The sequence below is a fragment of the Streptomyces sp. NPDC059524 genome (assembly GCF_042749255.1).
Taxonomy (GTDB): Bacteria; Actinomycetota; Actinomycetes; order Streptomycetales; family Streptomycetaceae; genus Streptomyces; species Streptomyces xanthii.
In genome coordinates, this window is record NZ_JBHYTK010000015.1 from 64,693 (window position 1) to 78,719 (window position 14,027).

General features: G+C 72.2%; 11 protein-coding genes, 1 tRNA gene and 1 pseudogene. 7 read left to right on the plus strand and 6 right to left on the minus strand.

Going from position 1 to position 14,027, the window contains the following annotated elements; all coding sequences use genetic code 11:
• Positions 1–148: 148 nt before the first annotated feature.
• Positions 149–490 (plus strand): SsgA family sporulation/cell division regulator, encoded by a 342-nt coding sequence (locus ACFW9D_RS07085; protein WP_188341506.1) that lies wholly within the window; start codon positions 149–151, stop codon positions 488–490.
• Positions 491–509: 19 nt separating this feature from the next.
• Here ACFW9D_RS07085 and ACFW9D_RS07090 read toward each other — a convergent pair whose 3' ends face one another.
• On the minus strand, positions 510–2,726 hold the full coding sequence (locus ACFW9D_RS07090; protein WP_384618825.1) for an MMPL family transporter: 2,217 nt from the start codon (positions 2,724–2,726) through the stop codon (positions 510–512).
• A 114-nt stretch (positions 2,727–2,840) separates the two neighbouring features.
• Positions 2,841–3,425 (minus strand): TetR/AcrR family transcriptional regulator, encoded by a 585-nt coding sequence (locus ACFW9D_RS07095; RefSeq protein ID WP_188338417.1) that lies wholly within the window; start codon positions 3,423–3,425, stop codon positions 2,841–2,843.
• 236 nt (positions 3,426–3,661) lie between these two features.
• Here ACFW9D_RS07095 and ACFW9D_RS07100 point away from each other — a divergent pair, with 236 nt between their 5' ends.
• Positions 3,662–6,940 carry a S41 family peptidase gene (locus tag ACFW9D_RS07100; protein ID WP_384618828.1) on the plus strand — a complete coding sequence of 1,093 codons (3,279 nt, stop codon included), beginning with the start codon at positions 3,662–3,664 and terminating at the stop codon, positions 6,938–6,940.
• On the opposite strand, the gene ACFW9D_RS07105 is transcribed toward ACFW9D_RS07100, so the two are convergent.
• The gene (locus ACFW9D_RS07105; RefSeq protein ID WP_188341505.1) at positions 6,937–7,584 is read right to left on the minus strand and encodes a MerR family transcriptional regulator; all 648 of its coding nucleotides are present in this window, start codon (positions 7,582–7,584) and stop codon (positions 6,937–6,939) included. The two genes, ACFW9D_RS07100 and ACFW9D_RS07105, sit on opposite strands and share 4 nt — an antisense overlap.
• 187 nt (positions 7,585–7,771) lie before the next feature.
• On the opposite strand from ACFW9D_RS07105, the gene ACFW9D_RS07110 reads away from it, so the two are divergent.
• From ACFW9D_RS07110 to ACFW9D_RS07125, 4 genes are all read left to right on the plus strand, one after another.
• On the plus strand, positions 7,772–9,352 hold the full coding sequence (locus tag ACFW9D_RS07110; protein ID WP_384618831.1) for a flavin-containing monooxygenase: 1,581 nt from the start codon (positions 7,772–7,774) through the stop codon (positions 9,350–9,352).
• Positions 9,349–10,335, plus strand: coding sequence for an alpha/beta fold hydrolase (locus ACFW9D_RS07115; protein ID WP_384618834.1), 987 nt, complete (start codon positions 9,349–9,351; stop codon positions 10,333–10,335). The genes ACFW9D_RS07110 and ACFW9D_RS07115 overlap by 4 nt, the downstream gene beginning before the upstream one ends.
• Positions 10,332–11,207, plus strand: coding sequence for an SDR family oxidoreductase (locus tag ACFW9D_RS07120; protein ID WP_188338413.1), 876 nt, complete (start codon positions 10,332–10,334; stop codon positions 11,205–11,207). Before ACFW9D_RS07115 ends, ACFW9D_RS07120 begins: the two co-directional genes overlap by 4 nt.
• A gap of 93 nt (positions 11,208–11,300) precedes the next feature.
• Complete coding sequence (locus ACFW9D_RS07125) at positions 11,301–11,498, plus strand: hypothetical protein (protein ID WP_188338412.1); 198 nt, start codon at positions 11,301–11,303, stop codon at positions 11,496–11,498.
• Between the two features lie 105 nt (positions 11,499–11,603).
• Here the strand turns inward: ACFW9D_RS07125 and ACFW9D_RS07130 are convergent, their stop codons facing one another.
• Positions 11,604–12,458, minus strand: a complete 855-nt coding sequence (locus tag ACFW9D_RS07130; protein ID WP_384618838.1) for an exodeoxyribonuclease III — start codon at positions 12,456–12,458, stop codon at positions 11,604–11,606.
• Between the two features lie 18 nt (positions 12,459–12,476).
• On the opposite strand from ACFW9D_RS07130, the gene ACFW9D_RS07135 reads away from it, so the two are divergent.
• Complete coding sequence (locus tag ACFW9D_RS07135) at positions 12,477–12,983, plus strand: GNAT family N-acetyltransferase (RefSeq protein ID WP_384618841.1); 507 nt, start codon at positions 12,477–12,479, stop codon at positions 12,981–12,983.
• 97 nt (positions 12,984–13,080) lie between these two features.
• Here ACFW9D_RS07135 and ACFW9D_RS07140 read toward each other — a convergent pair.
• Positions 13,081–13,154 (minus strand) — tRNA-Ala (locus ACFW9D_RS07140).
• Between the two features lie 103 nt (positions 13,155–13,257).
• Positions 13,258–14,027: pseudogene (locus ACFW9D_RS07145) on the minus strand (hypothetical protein); the annotation flags it as partial.

A 14,027-nucleotide genomic window follows, 5' to 3' on the forward strand; every position in this document is an offset into this window, starting at 1 on the left:
GTCGGCCGTTCGATGATAGGGCCTTGTTGCGAACAGCTCGCAAGAGCGCCTCTCCCTCAGCTGATCGCGGCCCGCACCTCGTCACTTATCTCGGACATATGGGACATTGGATGGCATGGATGCCGCCCCGCAGTTCACGGAGCAGTTCATGGAGCAGTACGTCGAGCAGTACGTCCGCGCCCGCCTCGTCACCGACTCCCCCGACGCCGCCCGCTCGGTCGCCGTCGTGCTCCGCTGGACCGGCGGCCTGGTCCACGTCACCCTGCCGGACGCCGGCGAGTGGACCTTCGCGCGCGAACTGCTCGAACGCGGGCTGCGCGCCCCGGCCACCGGCGGCGACGTCCGGATCTGGCCCTGCGGCCGGGTCCAGGCGGTCATGGAGTTCCACGCACACCACGGGGCGACGGTCGTGCAGTTCGACGTGAAGGCGCTGATCCGCTTCCTGCGTCGTACGTACACGGCCGTCGCCCCGGTGCCCGCCGCTCACTGAGCGGCCACATCCCGGACCGTCAGGCGCTGACCAGCTCCCGGTCCGCGTCGCCGTCCTTGCCGGCGTCGCCTTCGTCGGCCTTCCGCAGGGCCTCGCCCTCCACGTCGACGTTCGGCAGCAGCCGGTCCAGCCACTTCGGCAGCCACCAGGCGCGCTTGCCGAGCAGCGCGAGCACCGCCGGCACGATCGTCATGCGGACGATGAACGCGTCGAAGAAGACGGCGATCGCGAGCCCGAAGCCGATCATCTTGATCATCTGCTCCGAGGAGCCGATGAAGCCCGCGAACACCGCGATCATGATGATCGCCGCGGCCGTGACCACCCGGGCCCCGTGCTTGAACCCGGTCACGACGGCCTGCGCCGGGCGCTCCCCGTGGACGTACGCCTCCCGCATGCGGGTCACGAGGAAGACCTCGTAGTCCATCGCGAGACCGAAGACCACGCCCACCATGAAGATCGGCATCATCGACATGATCGGGGTCGTCTGCTCGACGCCGAACAGCGAGCCGAGCCAGCCCCACTGGAAGACGGCCACGACGGCGCCGAGCGCGGCGAGCACCGAGAGCAGGAAGCCGAGCGCCGCCTTGAGCGGGACCAGGACCGAGCGGAAGACGACCATCAGGAGCAGGAAGGCCAGGCCGACGACCAGCGCCAGGTAGGGAACCAGGGCGTCGTTGAGCTTCTGCGACACGTCGATGTTCATCGCGGTCGAGCCGGTGACGCTCAGCTCGGCGCCGGTGTCCTTCGTGATCTCCTTGCCCTCCGCGCGGATCGCGTGGACGACGTCCTCGGTCTCCGTCGACGACGGCTGGTACTTCGAGACGACGGTGACGATGGCGGTGTCACCGGCCTTGTTGAACGTGGCCGGGGTGACCGCGGCGACGCCCTCCGTCCCCTTGATCGAGGAGACGACACGGTCGACGGCGGCCTTCGGGTCGTCCGCGCCCCGCGCGTCGACGACGGTGAGCAGCGGCCCGTTGAAGCCCGGCCCGAATCCCTCGGACAGCAGGTCGTAGGCCTTGCGCTGGGTGGTGTCGGTGGGCTGGACGCCGTCGTCGGGCAGGCCCAGCTGCAGCGAGGCGACCGGGGCGGCCAGGGCACCGAGCCCGAGGACGCCGACGATCAGCACGGCGACCGGACGGCGCAGCACGAAGCGGGCCCAGCGGGTCCCCATGTTCGTCTTCTCCTCGGCCGGGCCGTCGGCGGCGAGGTTCTTACGGGCCTTGCGGCCGTGCACCCGCTTGCCGACGTAGCCGAGCAGCGCCGGGATGAGGGTGAGCGCGATGAGCACGGCGAGGGCGACGGTGCCGGCGGCGGCCACACCCATCTTGGTGAGCATCGGGATGTTGACGACGGCGAGGCCGACCAGCGCGATGACGACGGTGAGCCCGGCGAAGACGACCGCGGAGCCCGCGGTGCCGACGGCCCGCCCGGCCGCCTCCTCGCGCTCGCGGCCCTCGGCCAGTTCGGCGCGGTAGCGGGAGACGATGAACAGGGCGTAGTCGATGCCGACCGCGAGGCCGATCATCATCGCGAGCGTGGAGGTGGTGGAGCCCAGGTCCAGGACGTCGGCCAGGGCCGTGATCGTGGAGACGCCGATGCCGACGCCGATGAGCGCGGTGAGCAGCGGAAGTCCGGCGGCGATGAGCGAGCCGAACGTGATCACGAGGACGACCGCGGCGATCGCGATGCCGATGATCTCCGTGGCGCCCGTCTCCGGGACGGCCTGCAGCGCGTCACCGCCGACCTCGACGGTGAGCCCCGTCTTCTGCGCCTCGTCGATGACCTCCTGCAGCGCGTCGCGGTCCTCGTCGGTCAGCTCCATGCCGGAGACCTTGTACGAGGCCGAGGCGTAGGCGATCGTGCCGTCCCGGCTCACCGTCTTGGCCGCGAACGGGTCGGCGACCGAGGCCACCTGGTCCGAGCTCGCCTTGATCTGCGCGACGGTGTCCTGGATGTCGGCCTTGTTGCCGGCGTCGGTGAGCTTCTCGCCGGCCGGCGCCTTGAAGACGACGCGGGCGGTGGCCCCGTCGGCGGCGGAGCCGGGGAAGCGCTGGTCGAGCAGGTCGAAGGCCTTCTGCGCCTCGGTCCCCGGGATCGAGAAGGAACTGGAGGCGGCGGTCGGTGCGGTGGCGGCGCCCACGCCGGCGAGCGTGAGCAGGGCCACCCAGATCAGGGCGACGAAGTGGCGTCGCCGGAAGGCGAACTTGCCGAGTTTGTAGAGGAACGTGGCCACGGGGGCGTACTCCCGGTCAGGTCGTGGGACTGAGTCTGGGCAGGGGGCATCGGCCCGACGACGTGAGCGGTGCGCGTCAGGTGCGGGGTTCTACGGGATTACGGGGAGTGGGTGTCAGGCGCCGAGGGCGGGGAGGACCACGGCGTCGATGTAGGAGGCCAGATAGGCCTGGGTGGGTGGCAGCTCGTCGATGAGCGTCCGGGTGGCGAAGGCGCCGACCAGCATGTGGATCACGTAGCCGAGCGCCGGGTTGTCGGGGCTGACCTCGCCCCGCTCCACCGCCCGCCGCAGCATCCGGTCGAGGGCGGACATCTCCGGCTCGACGATCCACTCGCGGAACGCCTGGAGGAGATCCGGATCGGCGTGCACGGCGACCATCAGGCCGCGCATCAGCGCGCTGTTCTGCTCCATGTGACAGTCGTCCTCGCGGCGGGCCGTCGCATGCAGGTCACCGCGCAGGGTGCCGGTGTCGATCTCGTCGAAGTGCGGCTTCTGCTGGCGCAGGGCCTTCACGACCAGCTCGGCCTTGCCGCCCCACTGGCGGTAGAGCGTGGCCTTGCTGGACCGGGTGCGGGCCGCCACGGCGTCCATCGTCAGGGCGTCGTAACCGACCTCGCGGAGCAGATCGAGCACGGCACCGTACAGCTCGGCCTCACGCTCAGGCGTGATCCGACTCCGCCGCGCTTGCTCCGCACCCATGCCGGTCACCTCTCCACTCCGGTCCTTCGACCCCGAATCTACCCGCCCCCTTAACGAAACGAAACCGTTTCGTACGTGTTCCCGGCCACACCTGATCGGGGAAATGCGACCCGAAGGGTCCGCATTTCAGGGGCGCGGGGAACTGCGCGACCAGCCCCCACCCACCCGCACCCGGCCACGAAACGGAACACCCCTCCCCGGTTGCCGGACCCCCCACAACGGAAAAGCATGAACACGTGACGGACGACGAGACGACCCCGACAGCCCCGGGCTACCTCCGCTTCCCCCACCTCAGCGGCGAGCACCTGTGCTTCGTGGCCGAGGACGACCTGTGGCTGGCCCCCCTGAGCGGAGCGACCCGCGCCTGGAGACTGACAGCGGACCGCACCAAACTCGGCCACCCCCGCTTCAGCCCCGACGGCCGTCACATCGCGTACACGACCTGGCGCAGCCTCGACCCCGAGATCCACCTCGCCCCGGTCGACGGCGGAGCCGCCCGCCGGCTCACGTACTGGGGCAGCCCCGACACGGAGGTCCGCGGCTGGACCCCCGACGGCGACATCCTGGCCGTCGCCTCGCACGGCGAACCGTTCTCCTACTTCACGTTCGCCTACAGCGTCCCCACCGACGGCTCCCCCGGCGGCAAGCTCCCCTGGGGCCCGGTCTCCGACATCCAGGTGGCCGACTTCCCGACCGCCGAGGGGGACGCGCGCCGCACCCTCCTGCTCACCGGCACCCCGCCCCACGAACCGGCCGCCTGGAAGCGCTACCGGGGCGGCGCCCAGGGCCGCCTGTGGGTGCACGGGCAGCGCATCCTCGCCGACCTCGACGGGCACCTGGACGCCCCCATGTTCGTCGGCGACCGCATCGCGTTCCTCTCCGACCACGAGGGCGTCGGCAACGTCTACTCGTGCCTCCCTGACGGCTCGGACCTCACCCGCCACACCGACCACGACGCGTTCTACGCCCGGCACGCCTCCACCGACGGCACCCGCGTCGTCTACCAGTGCGCGGGCGAACTGTGGATCCTCGACGCCCTCACCCCCGACTCACGGCCGCGCCGCCTCACCGTGCGGCTCGGCGGCCCGCGCCCCGGCCGCCGCAGCTACCAGGTCCCGGCCGCCCACCACGTCGACGCGCTGTCCGTCGACGAGACCGGCCGGGCCAGCGCCGTCGTCGTGCGCGGCTCCCTGTACTGGCTGACCCACCGCGACGGCCCCGCCCGCACCATCGCCGACACCCCGGGCGTCCGCGTCCGGCTCCCCGAGATGCTCGGCTCCGGCGGCCAGGTCGCCTACGTCACCGACGCCGAGGGCGACGACGCCGTGGAGATCGCCTATCTGCCCCGCGCCAGCGGCGACCGCGCCCCGCGCCGCCTCGCCTCCGGCGCCCTGGGCCGCGTACAGGAGCTGGTCTCCGACCCGGACGGGGAACTGCTCGCGATCGCCTCGAACGACGGACGGGTGCTGCTGCTCGACGCGTCCGAGGAGTCCGGGGGCGAGGTCACCGAACTGATCCGGTCGACGAACGGCCCGGTCCGCGACCTCGCGTTCTCCCCCGACGGCGCCTGGCTGACCTGGTCGCACCCGGGCATCGGCCGCTCCCTGCGGCTGATCAAGATGGCCCGGATCAAGGACCGCACGATCGTCGACGTCACCAACGGCCGCTTCGAGGACGAGAACCCCGTCTTCACCCGCGACGGCCGCTACCTGGCCTTCCTGTCCTGGCGCGGCTTCGACCCGGTCTACGACGTGCACACCGGCGACCTGTCCTTCCCGCTCGGCTGCCGCCCCTACCTCGTACCGCTGTCCTCGGCGACCGAGTCCCCCTTCGCGCTCTCCCCCGACGGCCGCACCGCCGCAGGCGGCCTGGACCCGGTCGAGGACACCGGCGACGGCTCTCCCACCGTGGAGATCGAGGGGCTCGCCAACCGGGTCGTGCCGTTCCCCGTCGCCGCGTCGAAGTACTCGGCGCTGCACCCGGTCGCGGGCGGTGGCCTCGTCTGGCTGCGCTGGCCGATCTCCGGCGCGCTCGGCGAGACCTTCGCCAACCCGGCCGACACCTCCTCGCAGCCCACCCTCGAACACTTCAACCTGGCCAAGGGCAAGAAGACCCAACTCGTGGACCACATGGACTGGTTCGCGGTCAGCGGCGACGGCACCCGGCTCGTCGTCGGCGACGAGGGCGAGCTGAGCGCCGTGCCCGCCACCGAGGCCGGCGACAACGACACCACCATCTGGATCGACCTGCGCCGCATCCTGCACGAGGCCGACCCGCCCGCCGAGTGGCGCGGCGCCTTCGACGAGGCGGGCCGCATCATCCGCGCCTACTTCTGGGCCCCCGACATGTGCGGCATCGACTGGCCCGGCGTCCTCGACCAGTACCGGCCGCTGCTCGAACGCGTCGCGTCCCCCGACGAGTTCGCCGATCTGCTGCGCGAGGTCCTCGGCGAACTCGGCACCTCCCACGCCTACGTCACCGCGGCCCGGCGCAACGAGGGCCCGCCCCACTACCAGCGCGCCCAGGGCCTGCTCGGCGCCAACTTCGCGTGCCGCGACGGCCGCTGGACCCTCACCCGGATCCTGCCCGGCGACTCCTCCGACTCCAAGGCCCGCTCCCCGCTGGCCGGCACCGGCATCCGCGAGGGCGCCGTCCTCACCCACGTCGACGGCCGCCCCGTCGACCCGGTCGCGGGCCCCTTCCCGCTGCTCGCCGGCTCCGGCGGCACCACCGTCGAGCTCACCTTCACCCCCGCCGAGGCCCCCGGCGAAGGCGCCGGCCGCGCCCGCCGCGTCGCCGTCGTCCCGCTCGTCGACGAACGCCCACTGCGCTACCAGGACTGGGTCGCCAAGCGCCGCGAGGTCGTACGGGAGCTGAGCGGCGGCAAGTGCGGCTACCTGCACATCCCCGACATGGGCGGCTCCGGCTGGGCCCAGTTCAACCGCGACCTGCGCATGGAGGTCTCCCGCCCCGCCCTCATCGTCGACGTACGGGGCAACGCGGGCGGCCACATCAGCGAGCTCGTCGTCGAGAAGCTGACCCGCAAGATCATCGGTTGGGACCTCACCCGCAACGCCCAGGCCGTCTCCTACGCCTCGAACGCCCCGCGCGGCCCGGTCGTCGCCCTCGCCGACGAGGCCACGTCCTCCGACGGCGACATGATCACCGCCGCCTTCAAGCTGCTCGGCCTCGGCCCCGTCGTCGGCCAGCGCACCTGGGGCGGCGTCGTCGGCATGACCGGCCGCTACAAGCTGGGCGACGGCACGGTGATCACCGTGCCGATGAACGCGGCCTGGTTCCCCGAGTACGGCTGGTCCGTCGAGAACCGCGGCGTCGACCCCGACATCGAGGCCCTGCGCACCCCCCTGGACTGGGCCGAGGGCCGCCACGCCCAGCTCGACGACGCCGTCCACCTGGCCCTGGACCTCCTGGAGGAACAGGGCGCCCTCGACCCGCCCGACTACTCCGACATCCCCGACCGCCGCCGGCCCCCGCTGCCGCCGCGCGGGACCTAGTGCGTGTCCGCGGGCCTGTCCGCGGGTCTGCCCTCGCCGGTCTTGCGGTCCATGGCCAGCGACAGCTCCGCCTCGACGACCGACTTGGCCAGCGGGCGCAGGCGTTCGACGTCCTTCTCCGTGCCGTGGGCGAGGACGAGGTCGGCGAAGAGGTCGGCCAGGGCGTTCGCGTGCTCGCGGACGGTGACGGCCGCGGCCAGCACCTCGGCCAGGGGGATGCCCTCGCGGACCAGGGCCGAGGAGACGTCGAGCAGGCGGCGGGAGATGTGGACGATCTCCTCGCCGTCGGTGCCGAGGTAGCCGAGGTCGAGGGCGGCCTGGAGGTTCTCCGGGGTGTCCTGGCCGGCGAAGTGGTCGGCGAGTTCGGCGGCGGAGAGGCGGACCGGGGTCTCCTCGGTGGGCTCGCCCAGGCCGAGGAGCTCACCGACGTCGCGGCCGCGGTCGAAGGCGTCGGAGAGTTCGGCGATGCCGTTGAGGGTGTGGCCGCGCTCCAGGAGGGCGGCGACGGTGCGCAGGCGGGCCAGGTGGGTCTCGTCGTACCAGGCGATACGGCCCTCGCGGCGGGGCGGCTTGATGAGGCCGCGCTCGCGGTAGAAGCGCACGGTGCGGACCGTGATGCCGGCCGCCTCGGCCAGTTCCTCCATGCGGTACTCGCGGTGGTCCACGCGCTCGCCGTCGCCCCTCGTCGTTTCGTCGCCCACGGCCGGAACCCTATGTCGTACCGGCGGTAACTTTCCTCGCCCCGACCCCTACCCATGAGTACGGAGCTGCTCTAGTCTCCCATTGCGCCAGTGTTCACTGGCAGAGTCGCGCGGCACGGGAGGCGCCGGGATGGCCGAGCAGGAAGCCGAGCAGGAACACGAGCACGTACGGGTGGCGGTGATCGGGTCCGGTTTCGGCGGCCTCGGAGCGGCGGTCCGGCTGCGGCGCGAGGGCATCACCGACTTCGTCGTCCTGGAGCGCGCGAGCGCCGTCGGCGGCACCTGGCGCGACAACAGCTACCCGGGGTGCGCCTGCGACGTGCCCTCACACCTGTACTCGTTCTCCTTCGCGCCGAACCCGGACTGGCCGCGCACCTTCTCCGGGCAGGAGAAGATCCACGAATACCTGGAGCACGTCGCCGACGTCTTCCGGATCCGGCCGCACATCCGCTTCGACAGCGAGGTGAAGCAGGCCCGCTGGGACGCGGAGAAGCTGTGGTGGGTCGTCGAGACCACCCGTGGCACCCTCACCGCCGACGTCGTCGTCTCCGCCACCGGACCGCTGTCCGACCCGAAGGTGCCGGACATCCCGGGGCTCGACACCTTCGAGGGCAAGGTCTTCCACTCGGCCCGCTGGGACCACGACTACGACCTGCGCGGCAAGCGCGTCGCCGTGATCGGCACCGGCGCCTCCGCCATCCAGATCGTGCCGGCCGTCCAGAAGCAGGTCGGCAGGCTCACCCTCTTCCAGCGCACACCCCCGTGGGTGATGCCGCGCGCCGACCGGAACATCACCAGGGCCGAGCGCTGGCTGCACCGGCAGCTGCCGTTCACGACGCAGGCGCGGCGCGGCATCCTGTGGGGCATCCGCGAGCTCCAGGTCCAGGCGTTCACCAAGCGGCCCGAGGAGCTGGGCCTGGTCGAGCGGATCGCCAGGGCGAACATGCACCGGGCGGTCAAGGACCCGGCGCTGCGCGCCAAGCTGACCCCCGACTACCGCATCGGCTGCAAGCGGATCCTGCTGTCGAACACGTACTATCCGGCGCTCGCGCAGCCGAACGTCGACGTCGTCGCCTCCGGCTTGAAGGAGGTCCGCGGGAACACGCTCGTGGCCGCCGACGGCAGCGAGGCCGAGGTCGACGCGATCGTCTTCGGCACCGGCTTCCACGTCACCGACATGCCGATCGCGGACCGGATCGTCGGCGCCGACGGCGACACCCTCATGCAGTCCTGGAAGAACGGCATGAAGGCGCTGCGCGGCGCGACCGCCGCCGGCTTCCCCAACTTCATGACGGTCATCGGCCCGAACACCGGGCTCGGGAACTCCTCGATGATCCTCATGATCGAGTCCCAGCTGAACTATCTCGCCGACTACATGCGGAAGTTGCACGTCCTCGGCGGCCGCGTCGCCCTCACCCCGCGCGAGAGCGCCGTGACCGGCTGGAACAACCGCGTGCAGGACCGCATGAAGCGCACCGTGTGGAACACGGGCGGCTGCGACAGCTGGTACCTGGACGCGAACGGCGTCAACACCACGGTGTGGCCCGGCACCACGACCGAGTTCCGGCAGGCCACGCGCCACGTGGACGTCGGCGAGTACGAGGTCGTGCGCCCCGCCCCCGCAGCCCCCGCCGAGAGCGCCGCGAGCGCCGCGAAGAAGTCCGCACCCGCCAAGACCGCCCGTACGAAGAAGAAGGTGGAGGCCGCATGAGCCGGCTCACGCACGTCACGTCCGGGCCCTACGCACCGCCGCCCGCCGCCCGCGAACTGACCGTCGTCTCGGCGGACGGCGCGCGGCTGCACGCGGAGGTGCACGGGCCCGAGGGAGCACCCGCCGTGGTCCTGGCCCACGGCTGGACCTGCTCGACGGCCTTCTGGGCCGCGCAGATCCGGGCCCTCGCCACCGACCACCGGGTCATCGCGTACGACCAGCGCGGACACGGCCGCAGCCCCGCCGTCGCGCAGCTCCCGTACACGGTGGACATGCTGGCCGACGACCTGGAGGCCGTGCTCGCCGCGACGCTCGCACCGGGCGAGAAGGCGGTGCTCGCCGGGCACTCCATGGGCGGCATGACGATCATGGCGGCGGCCGCGCGGCCGGGCGTCCGGGAGCACGCGGCGGCGGTCCTGCTGTGCAGCACGGGCGCCTCGCGCCTGGTGGCCGAGTCGACGGTGGTGCCGATCCCGCCGAGCGGGCTGCGGACCCGCCTGACCAAGGCGATCCTGGGATCGAAGGCACCGCTCGGGCCGGTCACCCCGGTCGGCAAGAAGGTCCTCAAGTACGCCACGATGGGCCCCGGTTCGTCGCCCGACAAGGTCGAGGTCTGCGCCCGGATCGTGCACGCGTGCCCGCGCGGGGTGCGCGCCGGCTGGTCGCACGTCCTGTCGACGCTCCAGGTCGACGCGGGTGTCGAGGCGCTGACCGTGCCGACGGCCGTGCTCGTGGGCACCCACGACCGGATGACGCCGGCCGTGCACGCGCGGCGGATCGCGGCCGCGCTGCCGCAGAGCGAGGGCCTGACCGAGCTGGCCGGGCTCGGCCACATGACACCGGTCGAGGCGCCCGAGGCGGTCACGGCGAGGATCCGGGAACTCGGCGAGCGGTACCTGAAGCCCGAGCGGTCCGAGAAGAACGAGCAGTCCCAGCAGTCCCAGCAGAACGTGCAGTCCGAGGAAGGGGCGCAAGCCGCATGAGCAAGGTCAGTCTCGAAGGACAGGTCGCGGTCGTCACAGGGGCGGCGCGCGGCGTGGGCGAGCTGCTCGCCCGCAAGCTCTCGGCGCGCGGCGCCAAGATCGCGCTGGTCGGCCTGGAGCCGGACGAGCTCAAGCAGGTCGCGGGCCGGCTGCACTCGGACGCCGACTGGTGGCACGCGGACGTCACGGACCACGTGGCGATGGCGCGGGTCGCGCAGGAGGTGAAGGAGCGGTTCGGCAAGGTCGACATCGTGGTGGCGAACGCGGGCGTCGCGACCGGCGGCCCGTTCGTGGACTCCGACCCGGACGCCTGGCGCCGGGTGATCGAGGTCAACCTGATCGGCTCGGCGGTCACGGCCCGCGCCTTCCTCCCCGTCCTCATGGAGTCGCGCGGCTACCTGCTCCAGATCGCGTCCCTCGCCGCGATCACCCCGGCGCCGATGATGACCGCGTACTGCGCGTCGAAGTCGGGCGTCGAGGCGTACGCGCACAGCCTGCGGGCCGAGGTCGGCTACAAGGGCGTCAAGGTGGGCGTCGGCTACCTGTCCTGGACCGACACGGACATGGTGCGCGGCGCGGACCAGGACGACGTGATGCGCGAACTGCGCGGGCGCCTGCCCTGGCCGGCGAACAAGACGTACCCGCTGGGCCCGGCCGTGGACCGGATCGTGGCGGGCATCGAGCGGCGCTCCTCGCACGTGTACGCGCAGTGGTGGCTGCGCGGCATGCAGGGCATCCGCGGCTATCTGCCCGGGATCATCGGGGCGGTCGGCCAGCGCGAGGTGCGGCGCTTCGACGGGCGCTTCGACGGGATGTCGAAGGGGCTCGTGGGCGCGGGCGGCGCCGCCGACGAGACGACCCGGAGCTCCTGAACCGGGGGTGAGGTGATCGAAATGCGCGGTATGTCCCACCGTGCAAGGCTGGTCGCAGCCCGATCCCCTCACCCACCACAGGAGTGAACAAGCATGGGCATCAAGGACCAGTTCCAGGACAAGGCCGAGGACCTCGCCAACAAGGCCAAGGACGCCATGGGCGGCAACAAGGACGAGGCGAGCGAGCGCGCGCAGCAGGCCCGGGACGAGGCGCGTGAGCGCGGCTCGCAGGGCATGGACGAGGCGCGCGACAAGGCCCAGGAAGCCCGGGACCGCATGGACCGCGGCTGACCCCGCGCAGCGTCCGTTCTTGAGGACCTGACGATCCCCCGACCGGGGCCCCGGTCGGGGGATCGCCGTTTCAAAGGCTCTACGGGTCTACAGGTCCTACAAGACCTACAGGTCGTACACCGTGGTCACGGGCGCGTGGTCGCTCCACCGCTCCGCGTGCGTCGCCGCCCGCTCGACGTACGCCTTCACGGCCTTGCCCGCGAGACCCGGAGTCGCGACAGCGAGGTCGATCCTCCAACCCGAATCGTTGTCGAAGGCCCGCCCCCGGTACGACCACCACGAGTACGGCCCCTCGACCTCGGGGTGCAGGGCGCGAACGACGTCCACGTAGCCGCCGTCCGCGTCGTCCAGGACGCGGCCGAGCCACTCGCGCTCCTCGGGGAGGAAGCCCGAGTTCTTCTTGTTGCTCTTCCAGTTCTTGAGGTCGGCCTCGCGGTGGGCGATGTTCCAGTCGCCGCAGACCACGACCTCGCGGCCGTCGGCGGCGGCGCGGACGCGGAGCTTCTTGAGGTAGGTCAGGAACTCGTCCATGAAGCGGATCTTCTCGTCCTGACGGTCCGTGCCGACCTCGCCCGAGGGCAGGTAGAGGCTGGCCACGACGACACCGGGCAGGTCCACCTCGACGTAGCGGCCGCTGGTGTCGAACTCGGCGGAGCCGAAGCCCACCTGCACGCGCTCGGGCGCGCGCCGCGTGTAGAGGGAGACACCGGCCCGGCCCTTCGCGGCGGCCGGGGCGTGCACGACGTGCCAGCCCTCCGGCTCACGCACCTCGTCGGGGAGCTGCTGCGCCTCGGCCCGCACCTCCTGGAGGCACAGGACGTCGGCGGAGGTCTCGGCCAGCCACTCCACGAAGCCCTTCTTGGAGGCGGCCCGCAGCCCGTTCACATTCACAGTGGTCACAGTCAGCACCCGGCCACGGTACCGGCACACTGGAAACGTCCTCCCCACATCGACACGCATAGAGTTACGATCGCCTGTATGAGTATCCAGCCCGCGCCCAGCCTGGCGCCCACCCTGCGCCCCGTCTCCTTCGGCCACCCCGACGCGATCGCGCTGAACGACCGGGTGCAGCTCGAGTACGCGGAGCGCTACGGGGACGAGGGGGATGTCACACCCCTGGACCCGACGATGTTCGACGCCCCGCGCGGCCTGTACCTGATCGCGTACGACGCACAGGGCACCCCGCTGGCCACGGGCGGCTGGCGCACCCAGGACGCCAACGAGGAGGCGTACGCGGACGGCGACGCCGAGCTGAAGCGCATGTACGTGACGCCGGAGGCGCGCGGCCTGGGCCTGGCCCGCCGGATCCTCGCGGCGCTGGAGGCGGACGCCCGCGCGGCGGGGCGCACGCGGATGGTGCTGGAGACGGGCACCAAGCAGCCTGAGGCGATAGCGCTCTACACGTCGAGCGGGTACCTGCCGTGCGCCAAGTTCGGCCACTACCGCTTCGACGAACTGAGCCGCTGCTTCGCCAAGCCGCTCTAGCCGGCCCGTTCCGACCCCTCGAGGGCCGGGACGGCCTGCAACGGCCCGGAACAGCGAAGAACCCCGCCGGTTTCCCGGCGGGGTTCTTCAATTGCGGTGGACCTGTGGGGATTTGAACCCCAGACCCCCTCGATGCGAACGAGGTGCGCTACCAGACTGCGCCACAGGCCCTTGCAACGAGTGAAACTCTAGCATCCCGATCGGGGTGCTCGGAAATCCGCTCCCGGACTGGTCAGCCCGGACGGCCAGCGACCCCGCCGATCACGGTCGCCGATCACTCGTTGGCGGCGCGCGGCCGGCCGTCCGCGCCCGTGCCGTTGTCGTACTGATCGAAGAGCGGGGTGCGGCCGCGCTCGCGGGAGCGGCGGGCGGAGGCGGCGCGGCGGGCGTCGCTGCGCCCGTCGTCCGCCGTCTGCTCGCGCTCGTACTCCTGCTCCTCGGGGGCCGACTGCTCGGCGGCGGAGGAGCGGGCCGCGCTCCAGGTCTCCGGGGCGCCGTAGTCGATGCCGCCGCCGGCGCGCGGGGCGACCGGCGCGGTGACGTACGTGGGCAGCGGCACCGGGACCGGGTCCCAGCTGTCGCCCGCGCCGGGCCGCGCCTGCCGCTCGCGCTGCTGGTCGACCCACTCGGCGTGGTCGGTCTGCTCGACGAGGGCACGCCGGTCGGCGGCGAGCGCCTCGAGCCCGGGGTCGGTGGCCGGCTCGACGGCCTCTGGGCCGTCCTCCAGGTCCTCGGCCGCGGCGCGCTGCGCGGCCGGCTGACGGCGGCGCGGCTGGCGCTCGCGCAGCCGCTGGGCGGCGATCTCGGCCTGGCGACGGTCCATCACGTAGGCGAAGCGGCGGCGCTCCTGGGCGCGCAGATAGACGATGTACGCGCTGAGGAGCAGGGCCGGCGCGGCGGGCGCCCACAGGAAGGCGACGCCACCGACTCCGGCGACGACGGCGCCGAGGGAGAACGCGGCGAACAGGAGCACGGTGGTGCGGCGGCGGCGCGCGAGGACCTTGGTGCGGCGGGCGCGCGCCTGCGCGGCCGCGGCGGCGCCGT

What these genes read in the sequence shown, in the direction of transcription:
- ACFW9D_RS07085 (WP_188341506.1), top strand. Translation starts at nt 149, where the DNA reads ATGGAGCAGTACGTCGAGCAGTACGTCCGCGCCCGCCTCGTCACCGAC.
- ACFW9D_RS07095 (WP_188338417.1), bottom strand. Translation starts at nt 3,425, where the DNA reads ATGGGTGCGGAGCAAGCGCGGCGGAGTCGGATCACGCCTGAGCGTGAG.
- ACFW9D_RS07105 (WP_188341505.1), bottom strand. Translation starts at nt 7,584, where the DNA reads ATGGAGGAACTGGCCGAGGCGGCCGGCATCACGGTCCGCACCGTGCGC.
- ACFW9D_RS07110 (WP_384618831.1), top strand. Translation starts at nt 7,772, where the DNA reads ATGGCCGAGCAGGAAGCCGAGCAGGAACACGAGCACGTACGGGTGGCG.
- ACFW9D_RS07115 (WP_384618834.1), top strand. Translation starts at nt 9,349, where the DNA reads ATGAGCCGGCTCACGCACGTCACGTCCGGGCCCTACGCACCGCCGCCC.
- ACFW9D_RS07120 (WP_188338413.1), top strand. Translation starts at nt 10,332, where the DNA reads ATGAGCAAGGTCAGTCTCGAAGGACAGGTCGCGGTCGTCACAGGGGCG.
- ACFW9D_RS07125 (WP_188338412.1), top strand. Translation starts at nt 11,301, where the DNA reads ATGGGCATCAAGGACCAGTTCCAGGACAAGGCCGAGGACCTCGCCAAC.
- ACFW9D_RS07130 (WP_384618838.1), bottom strand. Translation starts at nt 12,458, where the DNA reads ATGCGTGTCGATGTGGGGAGGACGTTTCCAGTGTGCCGGTACCGTGGC.
- ACFW9D_RS07135 (WP_384618841.1), top strand. Translation starts at nt 12,477, where the DNA reads ATGAGTATCCAGCCCGCGCCCAGCCTGGCGCCCACCCTGCGCCCCGTC.